Source organism: Peribacillus sp. Aquil_B1 (assembly GCF_022603275.1).
Taxonomy (GTDB): Bacteria; Bacillota; Bacilli; order Bacillales; family DSM-1321; genus Peribacillus.
This window is the reverse complement of sequence record NZ_JAKXEE010000001.1, coordinates 425,575-447,601: the sequence shown is the minus strand read 5'-3', so window position 1 is coordinate 447,601 and position 22,027 is coordinate 425,575. Positions and strand designations below refer to the sequence as shown.

Annotated in this window: 22 protein-coding genes and 1 riboswitch; of the genes, 7 read left to right on the top strand and 15 right to left on the bottom strand. The window is 40.6% G+C overall.

What is annotated here, in order from left to right; genetic code table 11:
- The first annotated feature begins 48 nt into the window (after positions 1–48).
- Genes MPH60_RS02225 through MPH60_RS02215 form a run of 3 tightly spaced genes read left to right on the top strand, consistent with a single transcriptional unit; the run spans position 49 to position 3,758 of the window.
- A complete protein-coding gene (locus MPH60_RS02225; RefSeq protein WP_241589101.1) occupies positions 49–1,149 on the top strand; it encodes an endospore germination permease in 1,101 nt (366 codons plus the stop codon).
- Positions 1,124–2,608 (top strand): spore germination protein, encoded by a 1,485-nt coding sequence (locus MPH60_RS02220; protein WP_241589102.1) that lies wholly within the window; start codon positions 1,124–1,126, stop codon positions 2,606–2,608. Before MPH60_RS02225 ends, MPH60_RS02220 begins: the two co-directional genes overlap by 26 nt.
- Positions 2,609–2,612: 4 nt before the next feature.
- The gene (locus tag MPH60_RS02215) at positions 2,613–3,758 is read left to right on the top strand and encodes a Ger(x)C family spore germination protein (RefSeq protein WP_241589103.1); all 1,146 of its coding nucleotides are present in this window, start codon (positions 2,613–2,615) and stop codon (positions 3,756–3,758) included.
- A gap of 77 nt (positions 3,759–3,835) precedes the next feature.
- Here the strand turns inward: MPH60_RS02215 and MPH60_RS02210 are convergent, their stop codons facing one another.
- A complete protein-coding gene (locus tag MPH60_RS02210) occupies positions 3,836–4,009 on the bottom strand; it encodes a hypothetical protein (protein WP_241589104.1) in 174 nt (57 codons plus the stop codon).
- 171 nt (positions 4,010–4,180) lie between these two features.
- Here MPH60_RS02210 and MPH60_RS02205 point away from each other — a divergent pair, with 171 nt between their 5' ends.
- Positions 4,181–4,618: a GNAT family N-acetyltransferase gene (locus MPH60_RS02205; protein ID WP_241589105.1), complete on the top strand. Its 438-nt coding sequence runs from the start codon at positions 4,181–4,183 to the stop codon at positions 4,616–4,618.
- 59 nt (positions 4,619–4,677) lie between these two features.
- On the opposite strand, the gene MPH60_RS02200 is transcribed toward MPH60_RS02205, so the two are convergent.
- On the bottom strand, positions 4,678–4,962 hold the full coding sequence (locus tag MPH60_RS02200; RefSeq protein WP_241589106.1) for an AbrB/MazE/SpoVT family DNA-binding domain-containing protein: 285 nt from the start codon (positions 4,960–4,962) through the stop codon (positions 4,678–4,680).
- A gap of 502 nt (positions 4,963–5,464) precedes the next feature.
- Between MPH60_RS02200 and MPH60_RS02195 the strand changes: the two genes are divergently transcribed.
- On the top strand, positions 5,465–6,436 hold the full coding sequence (locus tag MPH60_RS02195; RefSeq protein WP_241589107.1) for a DMT family transporter: 972 nt from the start codon (positions 5,465–5,467) through the stop codon (positions 6,434–6,436).
- 64 nt (positions 6,437–6,500) lie between these two features.
- Here the strand turns inward: MPH60_RS02195 and MPH60_RS02190 are convergent, their stop codons facing one another.
- From MPH60_RS02190 to MPH60_RS02175, 4 genes are all read right to left on the bottom strand, one after another.
- Entirely contained in the window at positions 6,501–7,403 is a 903-nt protein-coding gene (locus MPH60_RS02190) for a sensor histidine kinase (RefSeq protein ID WP_241589108.1), read from the bottom strand.
- An 18-nt stretch (positions 7,404–7,421) separates the two neighbouring features.
- The gene (locus tag MPH60_RS02185) at positions 7,422–8,180 is read right to left on the bottom strand and encodes an ABC transporter permease (protein ID WP_241589109.1); all 759 of its coding nucleotides are present in this window, start codon (positions 8,178–8,180) and stop codon (positions 7,422–7,424) included.
- Positions 8,173–9,096 carry an ABC transporter ATP-binding protein gene (locus MPH60_RS02180; RefSeq protein ID WP_241589110.1) on the bottom strand — a complete coding sequence of 308 codons (924 nt, stop codon included), beginning with the start codon at positions 9,094–9,096 and terminating at the stop codon, positions 8,173–8,175. Before MPH60_RS02180 ends, MPH60_RS02185 begins: the two co-directional genes overlap by 8 nt.
- An 81-nt stretch (positions 9,097–9,177) precedes the next feature.
- Positions 9,178–9,867, bottom strand: a complete 690-nt coding sequence (locus MPH60_RS02175) for a response regulator transcription factor (RefSeq protein WP_241589111.1) — start codon at positions 9,865–9,867, stop codon at positions 9,178–9,180.
- 701 nt (positions 9,868–10,568) lie between these two features.
- Positions 10,569–10,669, top strand: a riboswitch (guanidine-I (ykkC/yxkD leader).
- Positions 10,670–10,741: 72 nt separating this feature from the next.
- Here MPH60_RS02175 and MPH60_RS02170 point away from each other — a divergent pair.
- Both MPH60_RS02170 and MPH60_RS02165 read left to right on the top strand, forming a co-directional pair.
- Positions 10,742–11,083 (top strand): DMT family transporter, encoded by a 342-nt coding sequence (locus MPH60_RS02170; RefSeq protein ID WP_063232562.1) that lies wholly within the window; start codon positions 10,742–10,744, stop codon positions 11,081–11,083.
- Complete coding sequence (locus MPH60_RS02165; RefSeq protein WP_034309447.1) at positions 11,083–11,397, top strand: DMT family transporter; 315 nt, start codon at positions 11,083–11,085, stop codon at positions 11,395–11,397. The genes MPH60_RS02170 and MPH60_RS02165 overlap by 1 nt, the downstream gene beginning before the upstream one ends.
- Positions 11,398–11,563: 166 nt before the next feature.
- Here the strand turns inward: MPH60_RS02165 and MPH60_RS02160 are convergent, their stop codons facing one another.
- From MPH60_RS02160 to MPH60_RS02120, 9 genes are all read right to left on the bottom strand, one after another.
- Positions 11,564–12,355 (bottom strand): DUF817 domain-containing protein, encoded by a 792-nt coding sequence (locus tag MPH60_RS02160; protein ID WP_241589402.1) that lies wholly within the window; start codon positions 12,353–12,355, stop codon positions 11,564–11,566.
- 55 nt (positions 12,356–12,410) lie between these two features.
- Positions 12,411–12,632 (bottom strand): helix-turn-helix domain-containing protein, encoded by a 222-nt coding sequence (locus MPH60_RS02155; protein WP_101223077.1) that lies wholly within the window; start codon positions 12,630–12,632, stop codon positions 12,411–12,413.
- Positions 12,633–12,642: 10 nt separating this feature from the next.
- Positions 12,643–13,125 (bottom strand): DUF2975 domain-containing protein, encoded by a 483-nt coding sequence (locus MPH60_RS02150; RefSeq protein WP_241589112.1) that lies wholly within the window; start codon positions 13,123–13,125, stop codon positions 12,643–12,645.
- A 431-nt stretch (positions 13,126–13,556) separates the two neighbouring features.
- Complete coding sequence (locus MPH60_RS02145) at positions 13,557–16,766, bottom strand: DEAD/DEAH box helicase (RefSeq protein ID WP_241589113.1); 3,210 nt, start codon at positions 16,764–16,766, stop codon at positions 13,557–13,559.
- 170 nt (positions 16,767–16,936) lie between these two features.
- Positions 16,937–17,167: a hypothetical protein gene (locus MPH60_RS02140; protein WP_034309457.1), complete on the bottom strand. Its 231-nt coding sequence runs from the start codon at positions 17,165–17,167 to the stop codon at positions 16,937–16,939.
- Entirely contained in the window at positions 17,164–18,303 is a 1,140-nt protein-coding gene (locus MPH60_RS02135; protein WP_241589114.1) for a GerAB/ArcD/ProY family transporter, read from the bottom strand. The genes MPH60_RS02140 and MPH60_RS02135 overlap by 4 nt, the downstream gene beginning before the upstream one ends.
- Positions 18,304–18,324: 21 nt before the next feature.
- Entirely contained in the window at positions 18,325–19,551 is a 1,227-nt protein-coding gene (locus MPH60_RS02130; protein ID WP_241589115.1) for a Ger(x)C family spore germination protein, read from the bottom strand.
- Positions 19,541–21,178, bottom strand: a complete 1,638-nt coding sequence (locus MPH60_RS02125) for a spore germination protein (RefSeq protein WP_241589116.1) — start codon at positions 21,176–21,178, stop codon at positions 19,541–19,543. Before MPH60_RS02125 ends, MPH60_RS02130 begins: the two co-directional genes overlap by 11 nt.
- Positions 21,179–21,357: 179 nt before the next feature.
- Positions 21,358–21,969 (bottom strand): DedA family protein, encoded by a 612-nt coding sequence (locus MPH60_RS02120; RefSeq protein WP_241589117.1) that lies wholly within the window; start codon positions 21,967–21,969, stop codon positions 21,358–21,360.
- Positions 21,970–22,027: the final 58 nt, after the last annotated feature.

The window sequence follows — 22,027 nt, the reverse complement described above, 5'->3', positions numbered from 1 at the left end:
TTTGCATCAATCCAACCTTTAAACAATGGAAATGGGGATAGGCTCACCTTGAAGAAAATCAGTTCGATACAAACCCTTAGCATCTTCTTTTTATCAATCGGCCTTCTTAATCATGTTATTTTGATCCCTTTCCTCCTATCCACCGGCGGAAGGGACGCTTGGTTTTTTTCTATCCTGACTATTGGATTGATACCGATTTGGGTCTACATATTATCGAGAATAATCAAGAATATGGATAATCAATCCCTGACGGATTGGCTTGAAAATAGATTTGGAAAACACATTAAAAATATCGCTTTATTCTTAATCGTGATTTATCTGATCAGCCTTGTTTTGGCCACTACAAAGGAAACGATTGATTGGATAACTACAAGCTTTCTTTTTGAAACCCCAAGTTTAGCGATTATCATTCCGTTTACTTTGCTATGCATTTTTCTTGCCCATTCTGGTATGCGTTCCATCGCCATTTGCTCTTCTGTATTATTGCCAATAGTCGTCATTCTTGGTATTTTCGTTGCGACAGGAAATATACCGACAAAAGACTACAGCCACCTCCTTCCCCTTTTCGAGAATGGCTATTTTCATGGAATTAAAACCATTCAATATTCTGGTTATGGCCTTGCCGAACTGATTTTAATCGCTTTTTTTCAAGAAAAACTATCGGATATGCTCAATCTAAAGGTACTAGTATTCTTATGCCTCGGGTTAGTGTTTTTACTTCTTGGCCCATTAACAGCAGCACTCGCTGAATTCGGGCCGAGCTTAGCCGAAGCCATGAGATACCCCGCCTTTGAACAATGGCGGTTGCTGACAATTGGAAAATATATCGAACATACAGACTTCTTTTCCATTTACCAATGGCTTGCGGGTGCCTATATCCGTGTTTCACTGGCGTTATTTCTAATAACGGAAGTCTTTAAAGGAAAACCCAATAATATAAAGCTTGGAATTCTTTTCGCTGTAGGATTTCTTATGGTCGTCATCTCCATCGTACCATTCAGTAATTTCAAGTTCTTGCATGTAACCCAGACATTCTACTATCCTGGCGCTCTTTATTTCCTGTTACTTTTGTCCGCCTTTTTGTTTATCGGCACTTTCATCAGATCTAAGGAGGGGAAACGACATGCGAATGAAACGATCCAAAAATAAGCCACCCCTCTTAGAATTAAGGGAGGAGACATTTAGGGAGTTATTCAGTTCAAGCTCAGATATCAAGTTTGACACGATTTATATCGGAGAAACCGAAAGACCCATTCCTGTCCTTATTTTTTACTGCTCGGGTATGGCCGACATCAGTTTACTGAACGAAGGAATTTTGGAAAAGTTAAACAAAATGATGGAATTGGATGAGAGCATCGAGGCCGAAGAATCAATCAACAAGCTAAAACCCTTGATAGACCTCAGGAAAGTAACCATCGATAGTGAATTCAATAACGTTCAGCAGCTGATTTTCTCCGGGCATGCCTTATTATTCATACCCTCAGTCCAAGAGTTATTTTCAATCGAATTGTCCAACTTGCCGAACCGGCAGCCCGAGGAGTCTTCCTTTGAGGTCTCGGTAAGAGGTCCAAGAGATGGGTTTGTCGAGGACATTTCCATCAATACTGCTTTAATCAGAAAGCGGCTAAAAACAAAATCGCTCGCCTATGAAGAGTTTATCGTTGGCAGGCGCAGTCAAACGAAAGTCGGACTGATGTACATGGATGACATCATCAATAAAGAACTCATTAAAAATGTAAGAACGGAAATTAACTCCCTTGATTTAGATATATTGGTGAGCAGCCAACAATTGGAGGAATTGATCACTAACAGTAAATATAGTATATTTCCACTCACTCATTATACGAGTCGCCCTGATTTTGTAGTCGAAGCACTCAATCAAGGAAGATTCATTCTAATCGTGGACGGCATGCCAACGGTAATCGTGGCCCCTTCTACCTTACTATTGCAAATAAAAACCGCAGAGGATTCGAATCTTCCTTATCTATTTGTAAGCCTTGAGCGACTACTTCGCTTTATGGGGCTTGGCATTACCGTATTATTGCCGGGGTTTTGGATATCCATTTCCGCCTTCAATATTGAACAGGTGCCGTTCCCGTTACTAGCCACCATAACCCTTTCAAGGCTGGGACTTCCCTTATCTGCCACGATGGAATTCATTCTCATGCTCATTTTATTTGAATTATTCCGTGAATCCGGGGTCAGGCTACCTAAAGCGGTTGGACAGACAGTTGCGGTTGTAGGCGGTCTCATTGTCGGTGATGCCGCGATAAGGGCAGGTCTGACCTCACAAACCATGCTTGTGGTCACTGCCGTAACCTCTGTCGCATCTTATACCCTTGTAAACCAGTCTTTAACAGGTGCCGTTACCGTTCTGAGAATGTTTGTGCTGTTATTAAGCTGCATCTATGGAATCTACGGCTTGATAATCGGTTTCCTTTCCATTGTCACTTTACTATCCAGGCTTGATTCATTCGGGGTTTCATATATTGGCGGAATGAACCCGCCAAGAATCAAAAAAATCCTGGATTCATTCCTAAAGTCGCCATGGAAATCCATGAGCAAACGATCCTTGGCAGCTAATGATAAAACCAGAAAGGGGCAGTAAGGCCATGTTCCGCATCTGTAAAATTTGGTTGACCCTACATTTACTCCTATTTCTTTCAGGTTGTTGGGATGAAAAAACGATTCAGGACTTTCATTATATAACGGCCATCGGGATAGATTTCAAAGATGGGGAATACATAGTCTATACGCAACTTGTAGACTTCGCTGCGGTAGCTAAAACGGAGGCAAAGCCGACGCAAGCTCCACCCGTATATGTAGGGAAACAAAAAGGACGGTCCATTTCGATCGCCATTAATAAACTAATGCGCAATACTCAACAGTCTCTCTATTTAGGGCATGTATCCACATTTGTAATCAGTGAAAATGTTTTGAACCGGCAAAGCACAGAAATAGTGGATTATATATACAGAAACCAATTACTCAGATACTCATCCAATATCTTTGCCACAAAAAATTCCATGGATGAGCTTTTCTCCATTAACGGCTTTTTTAATTTGTCACCTTTATATACGACATTATATTTCCCGGATGATGTATACCGGATTATATCATTCATCCAACCCATTACAGTCCAAAGGTATTACTCTGACCAGCGGGAAAAAGCATCTACCACCATATTACCCTCCATTTCCTGGAACGATAAAGTTTGGAAGGAAAAAGATAAAAAGCGAAAAAGCCTCTATATGGATGGTGCATTTATCATTTACTATAAAGTGTCCCAGCCCTGGTTCTCTGAAAAAGAACTGAGCGGTTTACGCTGGCTCACTAAAAGGACCAACAAAACTCCAGTGAACATCGCAATGAATAAGCAAGACATCTATGCCTCTTTTTCCCATCCGGCTCATAAAGTGAAACCTGTTCTCAAGGATGGCAAATACAAATTCGATATTGAAATTGACGTTTCCGGCAAAATACTGGGGCTTGATACCCAAATCGATATCGAGGAAATAAAACGTAAATTCGAAAGCCAAATAAAAAAGGAAATCCTATCAACGTTTAAAACAGGGCTCCAAAAGAACGCAGACCCTTTAAACCTAGGCAAAACCCTTTATATCAAAGAGATAAAATACTGGCAAAAGAATCATTTAAAAGAGCCGAAGGATTATTTAGATAAGGATTCAATACATGATATAAACGTAAAGGTACATATCCTTAACACAGGTGGCTTAGAAGCTAAACCACTGGAGTAATGAAGATTTGAGGATTCGGTTTGGAATTTATAGTACCCAATATTATTGGATAATGTTGAATTCACGAGTAAATCGGCTTAATTCACGAGTATTTGTTCCATTTTCACGAGTAAATCGACTATCACGAGTATTTGCTTCAATCTCACGAGTAAATTGGCTTTTTTCACGAGTATTTGCTCTAATTTCACGAGTAAATTGCACCAATTCACGAGTATTTGCTCCAAACTCACGAGTAAACGCTTATCATCCATGAGTTTGCTGCTCAGCTTGGTCTAATAGCCCGCTTCATGAAAAACTAAAATCAGGATGGCACCTTTTTGGGCTCCATCCTGATTTTTGGCGCCGGAAAATGAGTTCCAGAATTTGTCGGACAGCATAATTAAATGGTAAATTTAGAGTATTCTAAATTTGGGGGTCCATTTATGAGCATACAGAAGGCTACATTACATGAGTTGGAATCACTGACGGAACTTTTTGATTTATACCGAGTGTTTTATGAGCAAGCATCTGATCCTGGTCGTGCAAGGGAGTTTTTAAGAGAAAGGCTGACAAATGGGGAGTCTGTGGTTTTTATCGCCTTTGATGAAGGAAATCCAATTGGTTTTGTACAATTATATCCTTCTTTTTCATCTGTGAGTATGATGCGGTCATGGGTGTTGAATGATTTATTCGTGAAGGAATCCGCTCGCAAAAAGGGATTTGGCGAGGAGTTATTGAAAGCGGCCATCACATTTGCACGCGAAACAGGTGCCAAAGGGGTATCACTGGAGACAGGCAAGGATAATGTAAAAGCACAGAAGCTTTATGAAAAAATTGGTTTCGTCCTTGAATCGAACCATTTTTATTATTTCACCATTTAATATAAAAAAGTGTAGGGAAAACCTCCCTACACTTGGATGCTATTTATCTAGCATAGTAATTATTTAGCAGTTTCCATGCTGGCTTGAATTTCTTTAATTAGAAGTTCGGCACCTTCAGGGCTAAGTATTAATTTACCGCCAACAAGTTTCATATTGTCATCGGAAACTTCACCTGTAACCTGACAAGTCATGTTTGGTTTATATTTTTGAAGGATGATGCGCTCTTGTTCTACATAAATCTCCAGAGCGTCTTTCTCATTAATTCCTAATGTCCGGCGAAGTTCAATTGGAATGACTACCCGTCCTAATTCGTCAACTTTACGTACAATACCTGTAGATTTCATTTAATTTACCCCACTAACTTTCTTGCGAATGTTGCATCTATATATTTCGTCACCATTCGACATTATTTGCACTTCTATAAAGATACCACTACCTACCATATTCGTCAATTCTCGTATCTTCATATATTATCTGCCTCTCTATGATTTTTATATAAATTATTAGCAATCCCTTCATAAGGCGCGTCATAACAGCGTTTCCCGCTTGCAAGGTTGGTACATTTTGTTAATCAAAATGTTAAAATGGAAACGTCTTCATTAAATTCCAACAAGCATTCTTTTCATTCCATGTCGAATCCTGGAGAATGAACTTCACTAGTCTAAAAGAATCCTGTTGATTTTCTTTTGCTTTTGAAGGACAATTTAAATTGATCGCTTATAATATTCCGAAAATTCATTCCGCTTTTAACACAGTGGATATATCTGAAAAATCTTCCAGAAAGCCGAAACGATTGCCATCCTTCCAGAGTCTAACTGACTCATAAAACAGATTGAGGTGAGTCAATTGCGTCCGATTATATTTGGTATTTGTTCTGCTTTCTTTTTTGCATTTACTTTTGTTTTAAATCAGGCCATGGAGTTATCTGGCGGCAGTTGGATATGGAGTGCTTCTCTGCGTTATTTCTTTATGGTGCCTTTTCTGTTATGTATCGTATTAAGCAGAAAAAATCTGCGTCCCCTTTTACGGGTGATGAGAGAAAAACCAGGACCTTGGCTGCTTTGGAGTTTTGTCGGTTTTGGGTTATTTTATGCTCCTTTATGCTTTGCATCCGCCTACTCACCTGGCTGGCTAATCGCCGGCACTTGGCAAATCACGATCATTTCGGGTGCATTACTTGCGCCGCTGTTTTTTGAAAATGTCCAAACGAAAGATGGGCTCGAAAGACAAAGAGGAAAGGTTTCTGTGAAAGGTCTCCTCATGTCCATGATCATCCTGCTAGGAATCATCCTGATGCAACTGGAACACACCAAGCATATTTCTATGGCCAATCTTTGGTTGGGAGTGATTCCTATCGTCATCGCCTCGTTTGCATATCCTTTGGGAAATCGCAAAATGATGGAAGTATCAGAAGGACGTTTGGATGCTTACCAGCGTGTATTGGGAATGACTTTGGCGAGTTTGCCATTCTGGTTCCTGCTTTCATTGTACGGTTTCTTTACAGTAGGGGCGCCGACGAAGATGCAAAGTTTCCAATCCCTTTTGGTCGCACTATTTTCAGGTGTCATTGCCACGGTCCTTTTTTTCAAAGCGACCGATTTGGTAAGTGGAAATATGCAGAAATTAGCTTCAGTCGAAGCCACACAATCGATGGAGGTCCTTTTTGCCCTAGCCGGCGAGTTGCTATTCCTATCTTTACCGATCCCTTCTCCATTATCGTGGTTCGGTATCTTTATCGTCATCATAGGAATGATCCTGCATAGCTATGTATCACATAAAAAAGAAGGTTCATCCCGGAAACGGACAGTGAGTGCCTAAATAGCAAGTCAAAAAAGCCCCGGATAAAATTTCGGGGCTTTTTGACCTGAAAACAGAATACTGACTACGTTCTTTTTTTCCATTGACAGGTCATGATAAATTGATGATTTTTTAAAGTGGCAAAAAGCTCACCATCCATTTTTTTCATTAAACTTTTTGCAATAGATAACCCTAGTCCCGTTCCTTTTTTATTTCTTGCTGTATCTCCTGTATAAAACCTATCAAAGATTCTCTCTACATCTTGTTCTGTCATTACATTTGTTTTATTACGAATAGTAAAGACTATGGAGGATGATTCTTCTTTTAATGATATCACTACCTCACCACTTGCATGCTTAAGAACATTACTCACTAAATTTTCAACAACTCTTTTAACTGCCGATGGATCTGCATTTAACATGATCTCTTCATCAGGCATGTCGATATCCACTTGTAACTGTCGCTCATGAAATGCATCATAATAGTTCATGAGCACGTCCCAAATACTCTCATTGAGATGGAATGTTTGAATCTGCAGCTCATAGTCCATGGATTCCACTATAGATAATTCAAAAAATTCATTGAGCAAATCTTGTAATCTTTTCGTTCGCCTTTTGACAATTCCATTATACTCTGCTCTTTCTTCTAAAGTTAAGTCCTCATCTTCTAACAACTGAATATAACCTAAAATGGAAGTTAGCGGCGTTCGAAGGTCATGGGACATATTGGCAATTGCCTGCTTCAATGTCTCTTCCGTGCGCTTTTGTTCCACCTTCATCTCCATCATGGAATCAAAATAACCATTGATTTCCACTGCCAGTTTTTCAATATCCCGATCAAAATATGAAATATCCAATTTCTTTTCTGTATATCGATAACGATAAGCTTGGAGCTGTTTCGTCATTCTTTTCATTTCTCGCTTCATGAAAAAAATCCGGAAGAGAAAAACAATCGCTATGAACATACATAGTACTGTTAAAATGATCATTTGCCTCCCCCTTTTTTCTTACTTGATTTCTTTGCGGGAAAATACAATGCAGCTTCCTATTGCACATACGGCAAAAGTTAAAATTGGAACAATAAGCATCGTAAATGACTCTGTTTGTTCTAATATGGCAGTAGGAATATCTTTTAATAATTTAATGATGCTATGATCATATATAGTTTGAATGATAGGAGAGTTTTTCGAGAATAATGAAAATGCAACCTCCAGTCCAAAGGTGAACACAAATAAAAATGAAATGGTCTTTCCACTATCAGTAAAGATGAGTCCTATGAGTGTCATAAAAGAGGCAAATGCTGCCCCATACAAAGCAAGTAACCCTATCATTGGAACAATACTTTCCACTACGGACATATTAGGGAATAAATGCGACCCTGATCCAAAGAATACAGTGGACACTATCCAAAGAACAAGTGGGAATAAGATAGAAATAATGATTGCTCCGATCGTAAAGACTGACAGTTTTGCCAGAACGATTTCCATTCTATTATTTCCACCGGATATCATATTTTTCATCACGCCTGTTGAATAATCACTTGATATAAAAAATCCAGCCAAAATACAAGGGGCATATTTCAACACAAGTTCATTCTGGTTAACAAACGCTATCACAATGTCTATTCCTTTCATCTCTCCACTAGTACCCCTAAATAGCATCTCACTCGGAGCAAGAATTCCTATTAATATAATCGTTATAGTAATAGCCCAGAAGGAGCGATCATGCCTTAGCTTATACAATTCCGCTTTTATAAGATTATTCATGGTTGCCGCCCCCAATAAGCTTTGTAAAGTATTCTTCTAAATCTTCACCCATTGGCATAAACTGCTCAATCACTGCCCCATTGGCAGCTAATGTTGTAGAAACAAGGCCTGGTTCACCTACAAACTTATATAATTTGATGATTCCAGCAGGCATTACTTCAAATTCTTTCGTACCCAATTCTTCTTCCAGCACTGCTACTCCCAGATGTGGCTTATCTACTTTTATGTGTAAATAATGCTGACACTTTTCTTGTAAATCTTTCGCTGTTAACTCCTCTAATAATTTTCCTTCGTGAATGATTCCATAATGAGTTGCCAATAAATTCAATTCACTTAAGATATGACTGGAAATAAGAATCGTAATTCCTTTCTCACGGTTTAACTTTAATAGCAACTCACGGATTTCTACTACTCCCATTGGATCCAAGCCATTTATCGGTTCATCCAAAATAAGAAATTCAGGCTCTGACAACAACGCCATCGCCAGTCCTAATCTTTGTTTCATACCTAATGAAAAATTTCTCGTTTTTTTCTTTCCTGTATGCTGCAGCCCTACAAGCGCTAACGTTTTTTCAATGCATTCTTTTCCGGGAATGCCTCTTTGCACTCGGTGGACTTCCAGGTTTTGCTTAGCAGTCATATGAGGATATAAAGCTGGCCCTTCAATAATGGTTCCTACTCTTTTTCTTGCCTCAATCAATTTTTTCGGATCGATTTCGCCAAATAGTTCAATGCTTCCCTCACTTGCAAAGGCTAATCCTGCCACAAGTTTAATAAAGGTTGACTTCCCTGCTCCATTCTGACCAATGAAGCCATATATGGCACCTTTTTTGATTGATAGATTCACGTTATTTAATGCAGTGGTATGTTTATATTTTTTTGATAAACCGGATGTCCTTAATATATATTCACTCATTTTTTTTCCTCCCTTATCTGTGATTCATCATAAAATGAAAATCATAAGGGATCATAAAGAAAACCTTAAGAAAACCTTAAGTTATTTTAAGCGATATCCCATTCCCCAAATGGTTTCAATATACTCTTCATTAGGGTTCGCTTTAGCCAATTTACTTCTCAGATTACTCATATGGACGTTCACCGTATTCTCATCCCTTAAATAATCATCTCCCCAAACCGCCTCAAACACATTTGCTTTCGAAAATATTTTTTGAGGGTAGGAAATAAGTAATTCTAAAATGGCATACTCTCTTGCCGTTAGTATTACCTTCAAGTCATTTACGATAACTATTTTCGTATCAGTATCCACTGTAATTCCTCTATACGTAAGCTGATTCTTTTCCTCTATTCTTTTTATGGTTGAAGATCTTCTTAAATGAGCATCTATTCTTGCCATTACTTCTTCAATATCAAATGGCTTCGTAATAAAATCATCTGCCCCCGCACGCAAATTATTTATCTTCGTTTGCTGTTCTCCTTTTGCGGAAATAATCAAAACAGGGACATGATGATTCTCTCTAATTTTCCGAAGAACTTCCTCCCCATCCATTCCTGGAAGCATTAAATCCAACAACACCATATCCCATTTCTTTTTCTCTACATATAATATTGCTTCCGTCCCTGAAAATGCCGGCTGAGGGACATAGCCACTTTTTTTCATCATATTACAAAGCAATCCACTAATATCATTATCATCTTCAACAATTAAAATATGTGCCTGTTTCTCCATAAGAGCCACCCTCTTTTCCACTGCAATCTATTTCTTACTAGCATTCATTGTTAAGGTCCCTTTCATTATATCGATGTTTGTTACCTGACAAAACACCAACGGGAATCGATTGTTTTAAAAAAATGTTCAAGTGTTTCAGATCGCCAGCTCTAGTCAGTTTTTTGCCGCAAATTTCTTTAAACCAATGAGGGTTTCATAAAACAATAAAAAATCATGAAGAATAACCTAGTCTATTATAATCATGGTTCGGGAAGAAGCCATTCCGAATCCCTCCGGACTATTTTCAAATTCGAAGAAAAGCCAGTTTTCCTATAGTTTTTTATTCAAAAAACATTCCAGTTGATTGGAACGTAGGTACGAGACTCCTGCGGAAAGCAAGTGCCTGGAGTGGAAATCAACGATTAACAAACCCTCAAAACACGTTTCAGTGATTTCATTCCATATATATAAAAGTGAAAATTCATGAAGGATTACCAAGTCTTGCTTTAAGATCATGTCACTCGATAAAATTGACGCAGTGCAACTCACTGCGGCTTTCTGTATTCAGATGAAGTGCATTTTTTCTGATGTTAATTCAGTCATCCAAGCTGCAAACGTTACGTGACATTTGCGGATATTAGGCTAAATTGGGCATGGCCTTGGCAAAACTTTTACCTTGAGTAAGTTCAAAAAGTATGTATAATGAAAGGTAATTGCATATGTCAAAGGTTTTCTAGGGTTCCGCAGTGCGTCTCATTGCTGGTCTGGTCCGAGAGAAAACTCACAGCATGCTGTGTCACGGAAGGATAAAAGCCTGGGAGAAACTGTTTAACAGTTATCTCTTGGGCTTTTTTTGTTTTTTTAGTAAAGAATAAAATTGGAGGTGCGATATTTCATGAGCACAAACTGGATTAAAGTATTCATTGCAGCCTTTTTTGAAGTATTTTGGGTGATTGGCTTAAAACATGCAGATGACTTTTGGACCTGGTCTGGAACGGTCATTTCGATCATCATCAGTTTTTACTTGATGATAATGGCTGGCAGGAAGCTTCCTGTCGGAACGGTATATGCCGTTTTTGTCGGTATGGGGACAGCCGGTACCGTTTTTTCCGAAATCATTTTCTTTGGTGAATCCTTCAAGCTGAGTAAAACGCTATTGATCCTCCTCTTATTATCAGGGGTGATCGGTTTGAAGCTAGTGACTGATGATAAGGCTGAGAAAGGAGATGAATCATAATGGCTTGGGTCTCTTTAATCTTAGCGGGGCTATTTGAAATGTTTGGCGTTGCGATGATAAATAAATTGCACAAAGACCGTAATTGGCAATCGTTGCTGCTGTTATTCATCGGATTTGGAGCAAGTTTCCTTTTTCTTGCTTATGCCATGAAAACCTTGCCGATGGGAACGGCATATGCTATCTGGACAGGGATCGGCGCATCAGGAGGAGCGATAATCGGGATGCTATTATATGGGGAATCCAAAGATTGGCGAAGGGTCGTTTTTATAGCCATGGTCCTTGGCGCAGCAGTGGGATTAAAACTTGTTTCATAGGAATGAGTGAAGGGTGATTTTACTTTTGTCTGTAGAAATTCGGAATATGACACACCGCTTTACCATTATATGATCAAGTATTTAAAAGCATGGAGAAACAAAGACGACACAGTTTAGATATCGAATAATGTGTCGTCTTTTATTTATTTTCTTGTTTGAAGTCATTTTATAAAAAATGATTAGCATCCATCTTAGTGGAATCTTTCCCCTTAACCTGCTTCAGCGTCGCTACTATAAGAAAGCTAACAATCACTAATAAGAGCCAGGAGCTTACCTTTCCTAGATGAACAAGACTCCATGCATCGGTTTGGTTTGGATATTCCCATGCCCCAAAGAACGTTGCGATATTTTCGGCTATCCATATAAAAAATCCGATAAGCACAAAAGAAAGTGCGATTGGCATACGATACCGAGTTCCACCAACCTCGTATGTGACCCATGACCGCCAAAAGACGATGATGACAAGACCAGATAACCACCAACGAACATCAATCCAATAATGGTGGGTAAAAAAATTCAAATAAATCGCAGCTGCAAGAGATACAACGACCAAAAACGGCGGCCACTTGACCAGTTCAACCTTTAACCTCCTCCAAGCCTGGCAAAGATAACTCGCTACACTTGCGTACATGAATCCGCTATACAGAGGCACTCCAAAGATTTTAAATATACCTTCCTCTGGATAAGTCCAGGAGCCCATATGTACCTTAAAAAGTTCAAGAGCAAGACCAATAAGGTGGAACAATGTGATAACCTTTAGTTCATCCCGTGTTTCAAGCCCGGAACGCACCATCCACCACTGCATCAGAAGGCAGATGATGAGCAGCCAGTCATACCGCGGCAGGAAGGGAAGCGGTATGAATTTTGTAATAGCCAAAGAGGCAAAAATAACGGCAGGAAACAAACATGACAGGGCCTGCTCCCAACCAAACCGAACGAGTTGTTTTAGTGCTCGCATGATTGGTGTCTCCATTTTTTTAATGGTTAAATTCATGTTTTACTCCCCTTTACCATTATCCTTGGGTGTCTTCATCATTACGGTATTCTAAAATATCTCCGGGCTGACATTCTAACGCCTTGCAAATCGCCTCCAAAGTCGATAATCTAATAGCTTTCGCCTTGCCGTTTTTCAATATGGAAAGGTTAGCCATCGTTATTCCAACCCTCTCAGAAAGTTCTGTAACACTCATTTTCCTTTTAGCCAGCATCACATCAATATTGATTATAATTGCCATGTCATTCACCTCAGACTATTAAGTCATTTTCTGATTTTATATCGATGGCCTCTTGCAAAAGCCTTTGAAGAACAGCAGCAAAGACTGCAATCACCATTGAAGCAAAAATGATGACCAATCCGATTACTATGATGCCTGGGGCGTCGTCCATCTCCGCCATAAGATAAAAGAGCGGCATTCCTGCCACATACAAGCCGCTGATTGTGATTGCACAATTTTTTATAGTCTTTAAAGCTCTTACAGATAATTCCGAGAAAGCTTTGTTGTTGTCAATATAGCTTAAAAGTTTAAAGGCTTGATATAGAGCAAAGTAAAAAGGTATCGCCGATGCATACAAATCGATTAAAACGAGATATTTCAAATAAGTCATATCCGGATATAATTCTGCTGCAAAATTCGCTATCTCAGGCACCACAAAGATGCACAAAGCAAGAACCGGCATTCCAATAAGAATAACGGCTATCTTCAAAAAGATCGTTGACACTTGTTTCATATAAAGCACCTCATTTATTTTTTATCAATTTGAATTTAACATATATTTTATCGTTTTACAATAAAACATTGTTGTTTTTTATTATATTATTATTGTTACCTAAATATCCTTTTCTTTTTTAAAATGGCTGTTTTCACATACTTTATTGCTATTTACCAGGTAGTGAGTTGTGGTTGATTTCCACTCCAGATGCTTGCTTTCCGCGGGGCGGGAGGTGAGCCTCCTCGGCGTAAACGCCTGTGGGGTCTCACCTGTCCTGCTACTTCCGCAGGAGTCTCGCACTTCCGCTCCAATCAACCTTAAATAGTTTCGTTTTATAAACAACAATCTTTACGAAAAGTTCCTTAAAAACAAAAGAAGCATTCCTCATTACAAAGGAATGCTCCATAACTGAACTATTCATTTCACTGCTATTACCTTCAGCTGAACCCTTATATCATCAAGATTTCCCTGATATCCTCTTCTGTAAGCGAAGACGACGACTTGTCTCCAGGGTCGATGATTTCTTCAATAAGGTGTCTCTTTTTCTCTTGAAGTTCATTCATTTTTTCTTCGATTGTGCCACGGGCAATAAGTTTGATGACTTGAACTGCATTCTTCTGTCCCATTCGATGGGCACGGTCCGCTGCTTGTTCTTCAACTGCCGGATTCCACCAAAGGTCATATAGAATGACTGTATCGGCACCCGTCAGGTTGAGACCCGTACCTCCCGCTTTCAATGAAATGAGGAAGATATCCCGCTCTCCTGCATTAAATCGATTGCAGATTTCCACACGTTCCTTTGATGGGGTTTGTCCATCCAGGTAGAAAAAAGGTTGTCCCTTCATGGCCAAATCCCTGCCGATAATTTGAAGCATTTTTGTAAATTGCGAGAAAACCAGCACCCTTCTTCCAGAATGCTTCGATTCCTCGACAATTTGCATCAGTTGCTCATATTTTGCTGAACTGCCTTTATATCCGTCCACAAACAAGGCGGGGTGACAGCATATTTGCCGAAGCCGGGTCAAGCCAGCGAGGATCCTGATCCGATTTTTCCGGAGGGTGTCCTTATCCAGGTGTTTCAGCGTATCATGCCGCAGCTTAGCCAGATATGCGCCGTACAGTTTCTTCTGATCAGGAAGCAGTTCCATCGATTCCAGCGACTCGATTTTTTCCGGAAGTTCACCTAGCACGTCCTCTTTCATTCTCCGCAGCAAAAATGGGCGGATCCTGCGGGAAATCTGTTTCCTTGAGAGATTGCTATACTCCTTTAACCCCATGAATAGTTCAGGGAATACGACATGGAAAAGGGACCAGAGCTCTTCTAGTGAATTCTCGATAGGTGTACCGGTCAATGCGAAGCGATGTGCCGCTTTTATCTTCTTGGCCGCTCGTGCCGTTTGTGTCACCGGGTTCTTAAAAGCCTGTGCCTCATCGAAAAACACCGTATGGAAGTCCTGTTTTTCAAACGACGCGATGTCTTTCCGGAGCAATGGATAAGAGGTGATCACTACATCCACATCCTTCGCTCCCTTAAGCAGCTTCGTCCTTTCCGTCTTGTCGCCATCAACGACGACGGCTTGTATATCAGGAGCGAATTGGGTGAATTCGTTCAGCCAATTGTAGGTCAATGATGATGGGCAGACAATAAGCGCCGGAACCCTTTTCTCACGGATGTCAGGCAGCACGGAAAAAATGAACGCGATGCTTTGCAGTGTTTTTCCCAGTCCCATATCATCAGCAAGAATTCCGCCAAAACCGTATTGGGCAAGTATTTTCATCCATTTATAGCCGTTTTTTTGATAGTCGCGCAAGATCGGGACTAGACTATTTGGCACCGTGAACTCCAAGGAGCCCGGATTCACGATGTTATCCAAAAACTGACGGAATGACTCCTCCATTGTGAATGTCTGGCTGTCATTCACGGAATCAAGGAGCTGAAGCCCTTTTACGATTGGCATGTTCAGCGTGCTCTCCAGGTCTTCATCCTGTACAGGCAGTGCATTCAGAAAACGATTGATTTCCTCGTATTCCCTTGTTTCAAGGGAAAGCAGCGATCCATTCCTTAAACGATAGTACTTCCTCTTTTCTTCAAGCGCTGCTAAGACCTCACGAATTTGTTTATCTGGGATATCATCCATTTCAAATTTGAATTCGAGCCAATTCGTACGTTCTTTTTTGATATTCACCCTAATGCGCGGTGCAGCATTTCCACGGGAAATCCGGTTTCTTACTGCAGTCGTGGCATAGATTTGTACCAGCTTTTGGAGTTTCGGAACGATGTGGTACAAAAACTCATACTCCAACTCTTCATTATGCAAGAAATAGCCGCCGTCCGTCTTGGCAAACTGGCTATCCTCCATCAGCTTTAGTATCTCCGCCTCCTTCTCAACATCCCTTATAGCCTTGGATTCCTGCTTTTCCAAAGGGTTGATCACGATATTTTCATAATGGAACTCCACCCCCGCTAGCAGCCTGTTTTTTACTCGATCCAAGTATAGCTTTGCAACAAGCGGTGTCTTCAATAATAATTCATTGATGGATCTTGCTATATGGACTTCACCGAGTCTTTTCAAACCTGGTACCACTTTGTCCAGGAATAGTTCCAGCTGGTCATCGTGGATTGGAATTTGATTCATTCCCGAATTCTCCATCATTTGCTTTAACTCAGAAAGGCGCTGGCAATCCTCACTTTCGAGCCGAACCAATTTCCCTTTAAATAGGACCAGTTTGTATGCATTCATGATAATCATCTCATGCAATCCATTAATTTTCAGTTGATACCCTTTGACCTTGCTTTCGGAAAAGTCAAACTGTAAAGGAAGCGGTCCGTTTAATAAATGAAAACCATTAAATGTATCGCCCCCATTGGAAAGCTTCACCAATGGCGCTACTTCAAGGATAGGTACAAGCCTTTGAAAAGAAGATGGAGGCAAAAGCAATAAGTGATTGTCCAATGTATATTCAGATTTATCCGTCAGGGCGTCAACAAAGACTTTTTCATCCGATATTACTGTGATGAGCTCCTGAAGCACGGAATCATTTTCATTCTGAAAACAATGCAATACCGGGTCATATATAAATGAATGGGACACTTCGGCAGGTTTTCCATCTTTAACGCGCTTCAGGAAATCCCGGACATTCCACACATTGAAAGAACCGATTTTCATTTCCAGTCCTAACATATATTGTTCCGTTCCCAACCATACTGGTTTGCACGTAAACTCTAATTCAAGCACCTTTCTTTTTTCAAAGTGGCGCTGATGACCGCTTTTACGGACAGGCTGATTATCGAAAAGTGTCAGCAAGCCCTCTGACAACTTCTTATTGGCTGAAGGATCAGAACCGATTGAATGCAGGCCCTCAGGCATTGTTCCACTTTGCTGATGGTCGTATACCGACAGCAGGACGGCTGCAATATGCTGACAATCCCGCTGGAAGGAAGCTAGCGTAGGACAGCTGCATTTTGTCTGAAAACCGCCAACGGCATCCGCCTCGATCGTGACATGGAAGTCTTCCTTGCCTTTAACCGTTGCTTCACAACCATCATGACGGTAGCTTTCAAATTTCACTTTATTGGCACGCTGAAAAGCTTCCCCTCTTTTGAAGGAGACGGCCCCGCACATGTCTTTTATGATTTTTTGATTCAACTTGATATCCAAATTGCCGTCCTCCTCCCGGGGGTTTTGTTGTTGAGTGATTTTACATTACGCTAAAAATTAAACTCATTTAATCATCATACTATGAAATGCGTTAACAGGGATGGTAAAAAACAAAAAGACAAACCCCCAATTCGGAGTTCATCTCTATTTCATCAAGGGGAATTTCACCATCATTGTTGTCCTTTTGTGTTGCCTTTCTTCTTTTTTCGATAAAAGAAGCTGAACACAAGGAATGCAAGAAGAATGAGAAAAAGGATAAGTTCAGCGGGGTCCTTCACCAAAAATGGGTTAAAGGCATGCTTGATTGAATTATCCAAATCAAATCCTAATAGAATATCCATACCTAAAGAAAAGGCCACTAAAGGAAACAGTATCAAAACAGTTATACCGAAGAATTTCATTTTTGATCAACTCCGCCTTGGAACTTATTTTGGTGCTGCCCTTTCCTTTTTTTTCGATTCTTAAAAAAGGCAATGATCAAGAGAAGCAACGGAATGATCACCTGAAATGGCAGATGAACGTAATTTGGTACGGCATCCAGCCCTTCATAGATATGTTCCGTATAGCTGCTTGACATAATAATTGAAATCAATAAAATGACCATGCCAACAGGGTATGCAAGTCTGGAGGGCTGTTTAACATTGAAAACATTCGCCGTACCCGTTACCGCTACATAAGTAAATACACATATCTTGATGAACCCGCCAATCATCAACAAAAACAAGAAGTACACATCGAGACGTTCAAGAAAGCCAGCGACCTCTATTGACTGAATGAGGGTAAGAAGAGGGTATTGCGAACGTGTCGTAAGGTCCACACCAAGTACAGAAATATTCACTGCCATTATTATCGCGAGAAAAATACCGCTTGTCGCCAAGCTCCCTATCCCAATTTTTTTCAGTCGCTGAGGTTCATTCAAATAAGGAAAAATCATTAAAAACACTATGATCTCGCCAAATGGAAAAAATACGGTTTTAGTGAAAGCCATCTTCACCATCTCTGGCCCGCTCATTTCAAAAATGGGTTTTAAGTTGTTTAAATGGATCATGCCTGAAGCAATAATCAGAAGCATGAAGGTCATTAAAAGTAAATTCTCCAAGACAAAGAATAGTTCCCCCGTCCTCGTCAATACTTCTATCCCTTTACGGACCGTATACACCACGACTAAAATGAATGCAGCGTTCGCAACAAATAACGGAATATGAGGATAGGCAAAAGTAAGCAGCGTATCTCCGAAATCCCTTAGCACCCTTGCAGAAAGATAGATGAAATAAAGGATGTATAGAAAAGCTACGATCCTGCCTAGAAAATTCCCCAATATCTGTTTTACAAACTCTGTTAACAGCTGCTCTGGGTAGTATTGAAAAAGGCCATAATAAATGAAAAATAATAAAAATCCTCCTATCATCGCAATAAGGATGACTAGCCAAGCAGCCTGCTTGGCTTCACCTGCAAGCGGAACCAAAAGTGCACTGCCCATTTCAAATAGGAAAATAAGGACGAACAGCTGGTAACCGCTGATTTTTGCCTTTTCCATGAGGATGCCACTTCCTTTCCATTATTGATCTTTCTTTTTTAAATTTGAAAGAAATGGCTTATTACGTAATCCGGTACGGCGAATGAAAGTTTCTACCTGCACATCTACTTCCAGTTTAGGAAAAGAATCATCGTCCCAATTTTCCTCTAACTTCTTCCATTCTTTCGGGTGGGATTCGTGCATGAGCTCCCCAAAACCAAAAATATCGGATTTATTTTTTTGTGCCCGAACAATCGCATCTTCCATCTCCTTCTTCAATTCTTTCGCTAACTTCTTTTCAATATCTATCAGAACATGCATATCGGTTAGATTCAAAGGAACATTCACCTCCCGGATATCTCCCTCTGCACGGACCTTTATCGATATTTTCGGTTTGCCGTTTACCAATTTTGCCCCAACGTTGGTTTTTTGGCGAATTACCGAATAGGTGATTGCGTCTTTTTTACCCTCCCAATCAAGGTTTAAATGGGTATTTTCGATCCTATCCATTACCCACATTGATCCTATTGCCTTATCGCCATCCAGCCAGTCAATCAATTTGCCGTCTTTAAAAACACCTATCCCTGCTGCATTAGGGTTTGCCTCAATATCCGAAGACATGGTATTCTCCATTTTATCCTCTTTACCTGTGTTTCCTCTCACTGTAAAACCGCTTATTATCGGTTCTTTTCCGGTACTAAGCAGATTCTTGATCACCTCTTGGAGATTGATGCTAATACTTTTCCCCTGGGTTTTTTCAGTGGTTTCAATCGTCCTAATGACTTTTTCAGCAGATACCTTATCGATTGCAGTTAACGTTTCGACAATATCCCTTGCTTTCACACCCCGGGCAATCGCAATCCTCGTAGTTGCCCTGAATTCCGGTGAGCGCTCAAATGCATCAAAAATATCGTTGAGGCCCTCTTCTTTTGCTAGTTCCTCACCGATGACAATCAGGTTGGCATGGGCAAAATACATATCTCGGGAGATTTTAGTTGAAGCGATACTATCCAGTTCAAGCACATTATTTCCAGTGGCCCTATAAATGGATATCGGTGGATTTGTTCCGCCGCCACCCTGAAGAGCTCCCGCTACGTTGCCTGGATTAATGATTTGGAACGTTCCCACTATCTTTCCCTCTTTATTTCTATCGAGTCCAACCGCCGAGACGATGGCCATTTCGTTTAATTCTGTTTTATCCCAGCAGCCTGTGGTGAATAGGGTGGAGATCAACATCATCAAGAGCGGAACTAATCTTTTACGTTTCATTGCCTTCACCTTTTTTCTCGTCAGAAGTTTTCATTCCGCGCGATTCAGGAGGCAGGGGTCTTTGATTATCGCCTTCCCTTATCAGATTATTTTCGTTGGTTAAAAATTTTGGCCTTTCCTTGAATGCCCACATAGGTCTTCTGAAGAATGTGTCGCCCAGCCCTTCAGGATTCAGAGGAGCGAGCGGTGTCATATAAGGAACTCCAAGTGAACGCAGGCTGCATAAATGGACGATGAGAATGATAAAGGCTAAAATCATCCCATAAAAACCTAAAGTGCCGGCACAAATAATGAATCCGAACCGCACAATGCGGGCAGAAATCGCTATGGAATAAGAAGGGGTTGCAAAACTGGCAATCGCCGTGATCGAGACGATGATGACCATTGCCGGCGATACGATACCAGCCTGGACGGCCGCCTGCCCGATGACCAATGCTCCGACAATGGACATCGTCGAACCAACGGCCTTTGGCATCCGAAGACTTGCTTCCCGTAATATTTCAAAGGTCATTTCCATAAGAAGCGCTTCAACGACGGCAGGCAAAGGAACCGTTTCCCTTTGGGCCGCTACGATGACCAGCAACTTCGTTGGAATCATTTCCTGATGAAAAGTAGTGGCTGCAACATAGACAGCCGGCCCGACTATCGAGATGATGAAAACGATGATCCGTAAAAAACGTGTGGCAGAAGCAATGTCAAAGCGATTATAGTAGTCTTCGACAGATTGAAAAAACTGAACGAATATTGCCGGGGCCACCAAGACGAAAGGCGTTCCATTAACGAATATCGCCACTCTTCCTTCCAGAAGATTTCCTGCGACCATATCCGGTCTTTCTGTATGGTTAAGGGTTGGGAATGGGGTCATGACCTGGTCTTCTATCAATTGTTCAATATATCCTGATTCAAGAATGCTATCAATGTTAATTCGATTTAAGCGCTTCTTGACCTCCTCGACAATCCCTTCCTTGACAATTCCATTGATATACATGATGGAAACGTCCGTTTTGGTCACTGTGCCTATTTTCATCGACTCTATCCATAAATCCGGGGTATTGATGATCCGGCGTAACATGGCGATGTTCGTTCCATTCGATTCCGTAAACCCTTCTCTCGAACCCCGGACAGTCAAATGCGTGCTCGGTTCCTGAATCGAACGCCGCTCCCCCCCTTTTGTACTGGCAACCAGGGCGATGTTTACTCCATCAACCAAGATGATGCTGTCCCCTGATAATAATGTCAAAAATAGTTTTTCCCAGTCCGTGACCCTTTCTACGCCACCGAGGGAAACCACGTCCTCAGAGATGATTTCCAATGCTTCCAGTGGAAGTATGTTTTCTGAAAGGTGAGGATTTTTCATGATTGATTCAATTAAAAAGTCCGTAACGCTAGGATTATCAATCAGACCCTGCACATACAAAATAGTTGTTTTTATCTCCGGATTTTGACCGATTTTCAACGTTCGGATAATGATGTCGGGACTTTTTCCCGTCTTTTTCTTCACGATTTCCAGATTGGCAGAAAGGGAACTTTCAATATAAATCGGCGTTTTGCTTTTTGATTGATTGTCATCTTCCTTTTTCTTTTCACGTTGCTTTACTTGTCTCTTTTGTTTGAAAAAAGAAGCCATATACCGAACCTCATTCCTTTTTCGTTTCACTCATTTTGCCCAAAGCATTCCCCCTTTATTCTGAGTTCAGCCTACTTCCTTCCATAAGAAAAAGGCTGTCACAATGACAGCCTTTGGCGGTTATTTTCCGTTATGTAATGAAGTGCCGAATATAACGGCCCCATCAACTAAACTCTAAATTATACTTTGCCTTTATTCCTTCTTAAAATCAAAACAACGAAAATAATCAATAACAAAGCCAATATCGCATAAACGATGTTTGAATAAATGTCCATATATCCTACTATATCTTCCCAGGAAGACCCAACAGCTGCCCCGATATTCACTAGGATGATGTTCCAAATTAATGTTCCGGATGTTGTGTAAAGCAGAAAGAGCCAAAAGCTCATATGGGACATGCCTGCAGGAATTGAGATCAAGCTTCTGATCAACGGAACCAATCTGCAGAAAAACACGGTCCATGCCCCGTACTTGTCAAACCATGAATTCGCCTTATGGACGTCCGATACCGTTAACCGAAGAATATGGCCCCATCGTTCCACGAACTTTTCAATGACCTTAACATCAAGAAGTAAACCAATTCCATAAAGGACAACTGCCCCTGCCACTGACCCTATAGTCGCAGCAATCACGACGCCGATAATCGTCATATCCGCTTTTGTTGTCATATAGCCGCCAAATGTAAGAATGACCTCTGACGGGATCGGCGGGAAAATATTTTCCAATGCTATTAATAGAAAGATTCCTATATACCCAAAATCATTCATGAATTCCGTAATCCAGTTTTCCATTTAATACGCTCCTAACTTTCTTGAATCAACAGCTGACTTGTTACCCGCGGCTGTTTAT

What these genes read in the sequence shown, in the direction of transcription:
- MPH60_RS02220 (WP_241589102.1), top strand. Translation starts at nt 1,124, where the DNA reads ATGCGAATGAAACGATCCAAAAATAAGCCACCCCTCTTAGAATTAAGG.
- MPH60_RS02215 (WP_241589103.1), top strand. Translation starts at nt 2,613, where the DNA reads ATGTTCCGCATCTGTAAAATTTGGTTGACCCTACATTTACTCCTATTT.
- MPH60_RS02210 (WP_241589104.1), bottom strand. Translation starts at nt 4,009, where the DNA reads ATGGATGATAAGCGTTTACTCGTGAGTTTGGAGCAAATACTCGTGAAT.
- MPH60_RS02205 (WP_241589105.1), top strand. Translation starts at nt 4,181, where the DNA reads ATGAGCATACAGAAGGCTACATTACATGAGTTGGAATCACTGACGGAA.
- MPH60_RS02200 (WP_241589106.1), bottom strand. Translation starts at nt 4,962, where the DNA reads ATGAAATCTACAGGTATTGTACGTAAAGTTGACGAATTAGGACGGGTA.
- MPH60_RS02190 (WP_241589108.1), bottom strand. Translation starts at nt 7,403, where the DNA reads ATGATCATTTTAACAGTACTATGTATGTTCATAGCGATTGTTTTTCTC.
- MPH60_RS02185 (WP_241589109.1), bottom strand. Translation starts at nt 8,180, where the DNA reads ATGAATAATCTTATAAAAGCGGAATTGTATAAGCTAAGGCATGATCGC.
- MPH60_RS02180 (WP_241589110.1), bottom strand. Translation starts at nt 9,096, where the DNA reads ATGAGTGAATATATATTAAGGACATCCGGTTTATCAAAAAAATATAAA.
- MPH60_RS02175 (WP_241589111.1), bottom strand. Translation starts at nt 9,867, where the DNA reads ATGGAGAAACAGGCACATATTTTAATTGTTGAAGATGATAATGATATT.
- MPH60_RS02170 (WP_063232562.1), top strand. Translation starts at nt 10,742, where the DNA reads ATGAGCACAAACTGGATTAAAGTATTCATTGCAGCCTTTTTTGAAGTA.
- MPH60_RS02165 (WP_034309447.1), top strand. Translation starts at nt 11,083, where the DNA reads ATGGCTTGGGTCTCTTTAATCTTAGCGGGGCTATTTGAAATGTTTGGC.
- MPH60_RS02160 (WP_241589402.1), bottom strand. Translation starts at nt 12,355, where the DNA reads ATGCGAGCACTAAAACAACTCGTTCGGTTTGGTTGGGAGCAGGCCCTG.
- MPH60_RS02155 (WP_101223077.1), bottom strand. Translation starts at nt 12,632, where the DNA reads ATGGCAATTATAATCAATATTGATGTGATGCTGGCTAAAAGGAAAATG.
- MPH60_RS02150 (WP_241589112.1), bottom strand. Translation starts at nt 13,125, where the DNA reads ATGAAACAAGTGTCAACGATCTTTTTGAAGATAGCCGTTATTCTTATT.
- MPH60_RS02140 (WP_034309457.1), bottom strand. Translation starts at nt 17,167, where the DNA reads ATGAAATTCTTCGGTATAACTGTTTTGATACTGTTTCCTTTAGTGGCC.
- MPH60_RS02135 (WP_241589114.1), bottom strand. Translation starts at nt 18,303, where the DNA reads ATGGAAAAGGCAAAAATCAGCGGTTACCAGCTGTTCGTCCTTATTTTC.
- MPH60_RS02130 (WP_241589115.1), bottom strand. Translation starts at nt 19,551, where the DNA reads ATGAAACGTAAAAGATTAGTTCCGCTCTTGATGATGTTGATCTCCACC.
- MPH60_RS02125 (WP_241589116.1), bottom strand. Translation starts at nt 21,178, where the DNA reads ATGGCTTCTTTTTTCAAACAAAAGAGACAAGTAAAGCAACGTGAAAAG.
- MPH60_RS02120 (WP_241589117.1), bottom strand. Translation starts at nt 21,969, where the DNA reads ATGGAAAACTGGATTACGGAATTCATGAATGATTTTGGGTATATAGGA.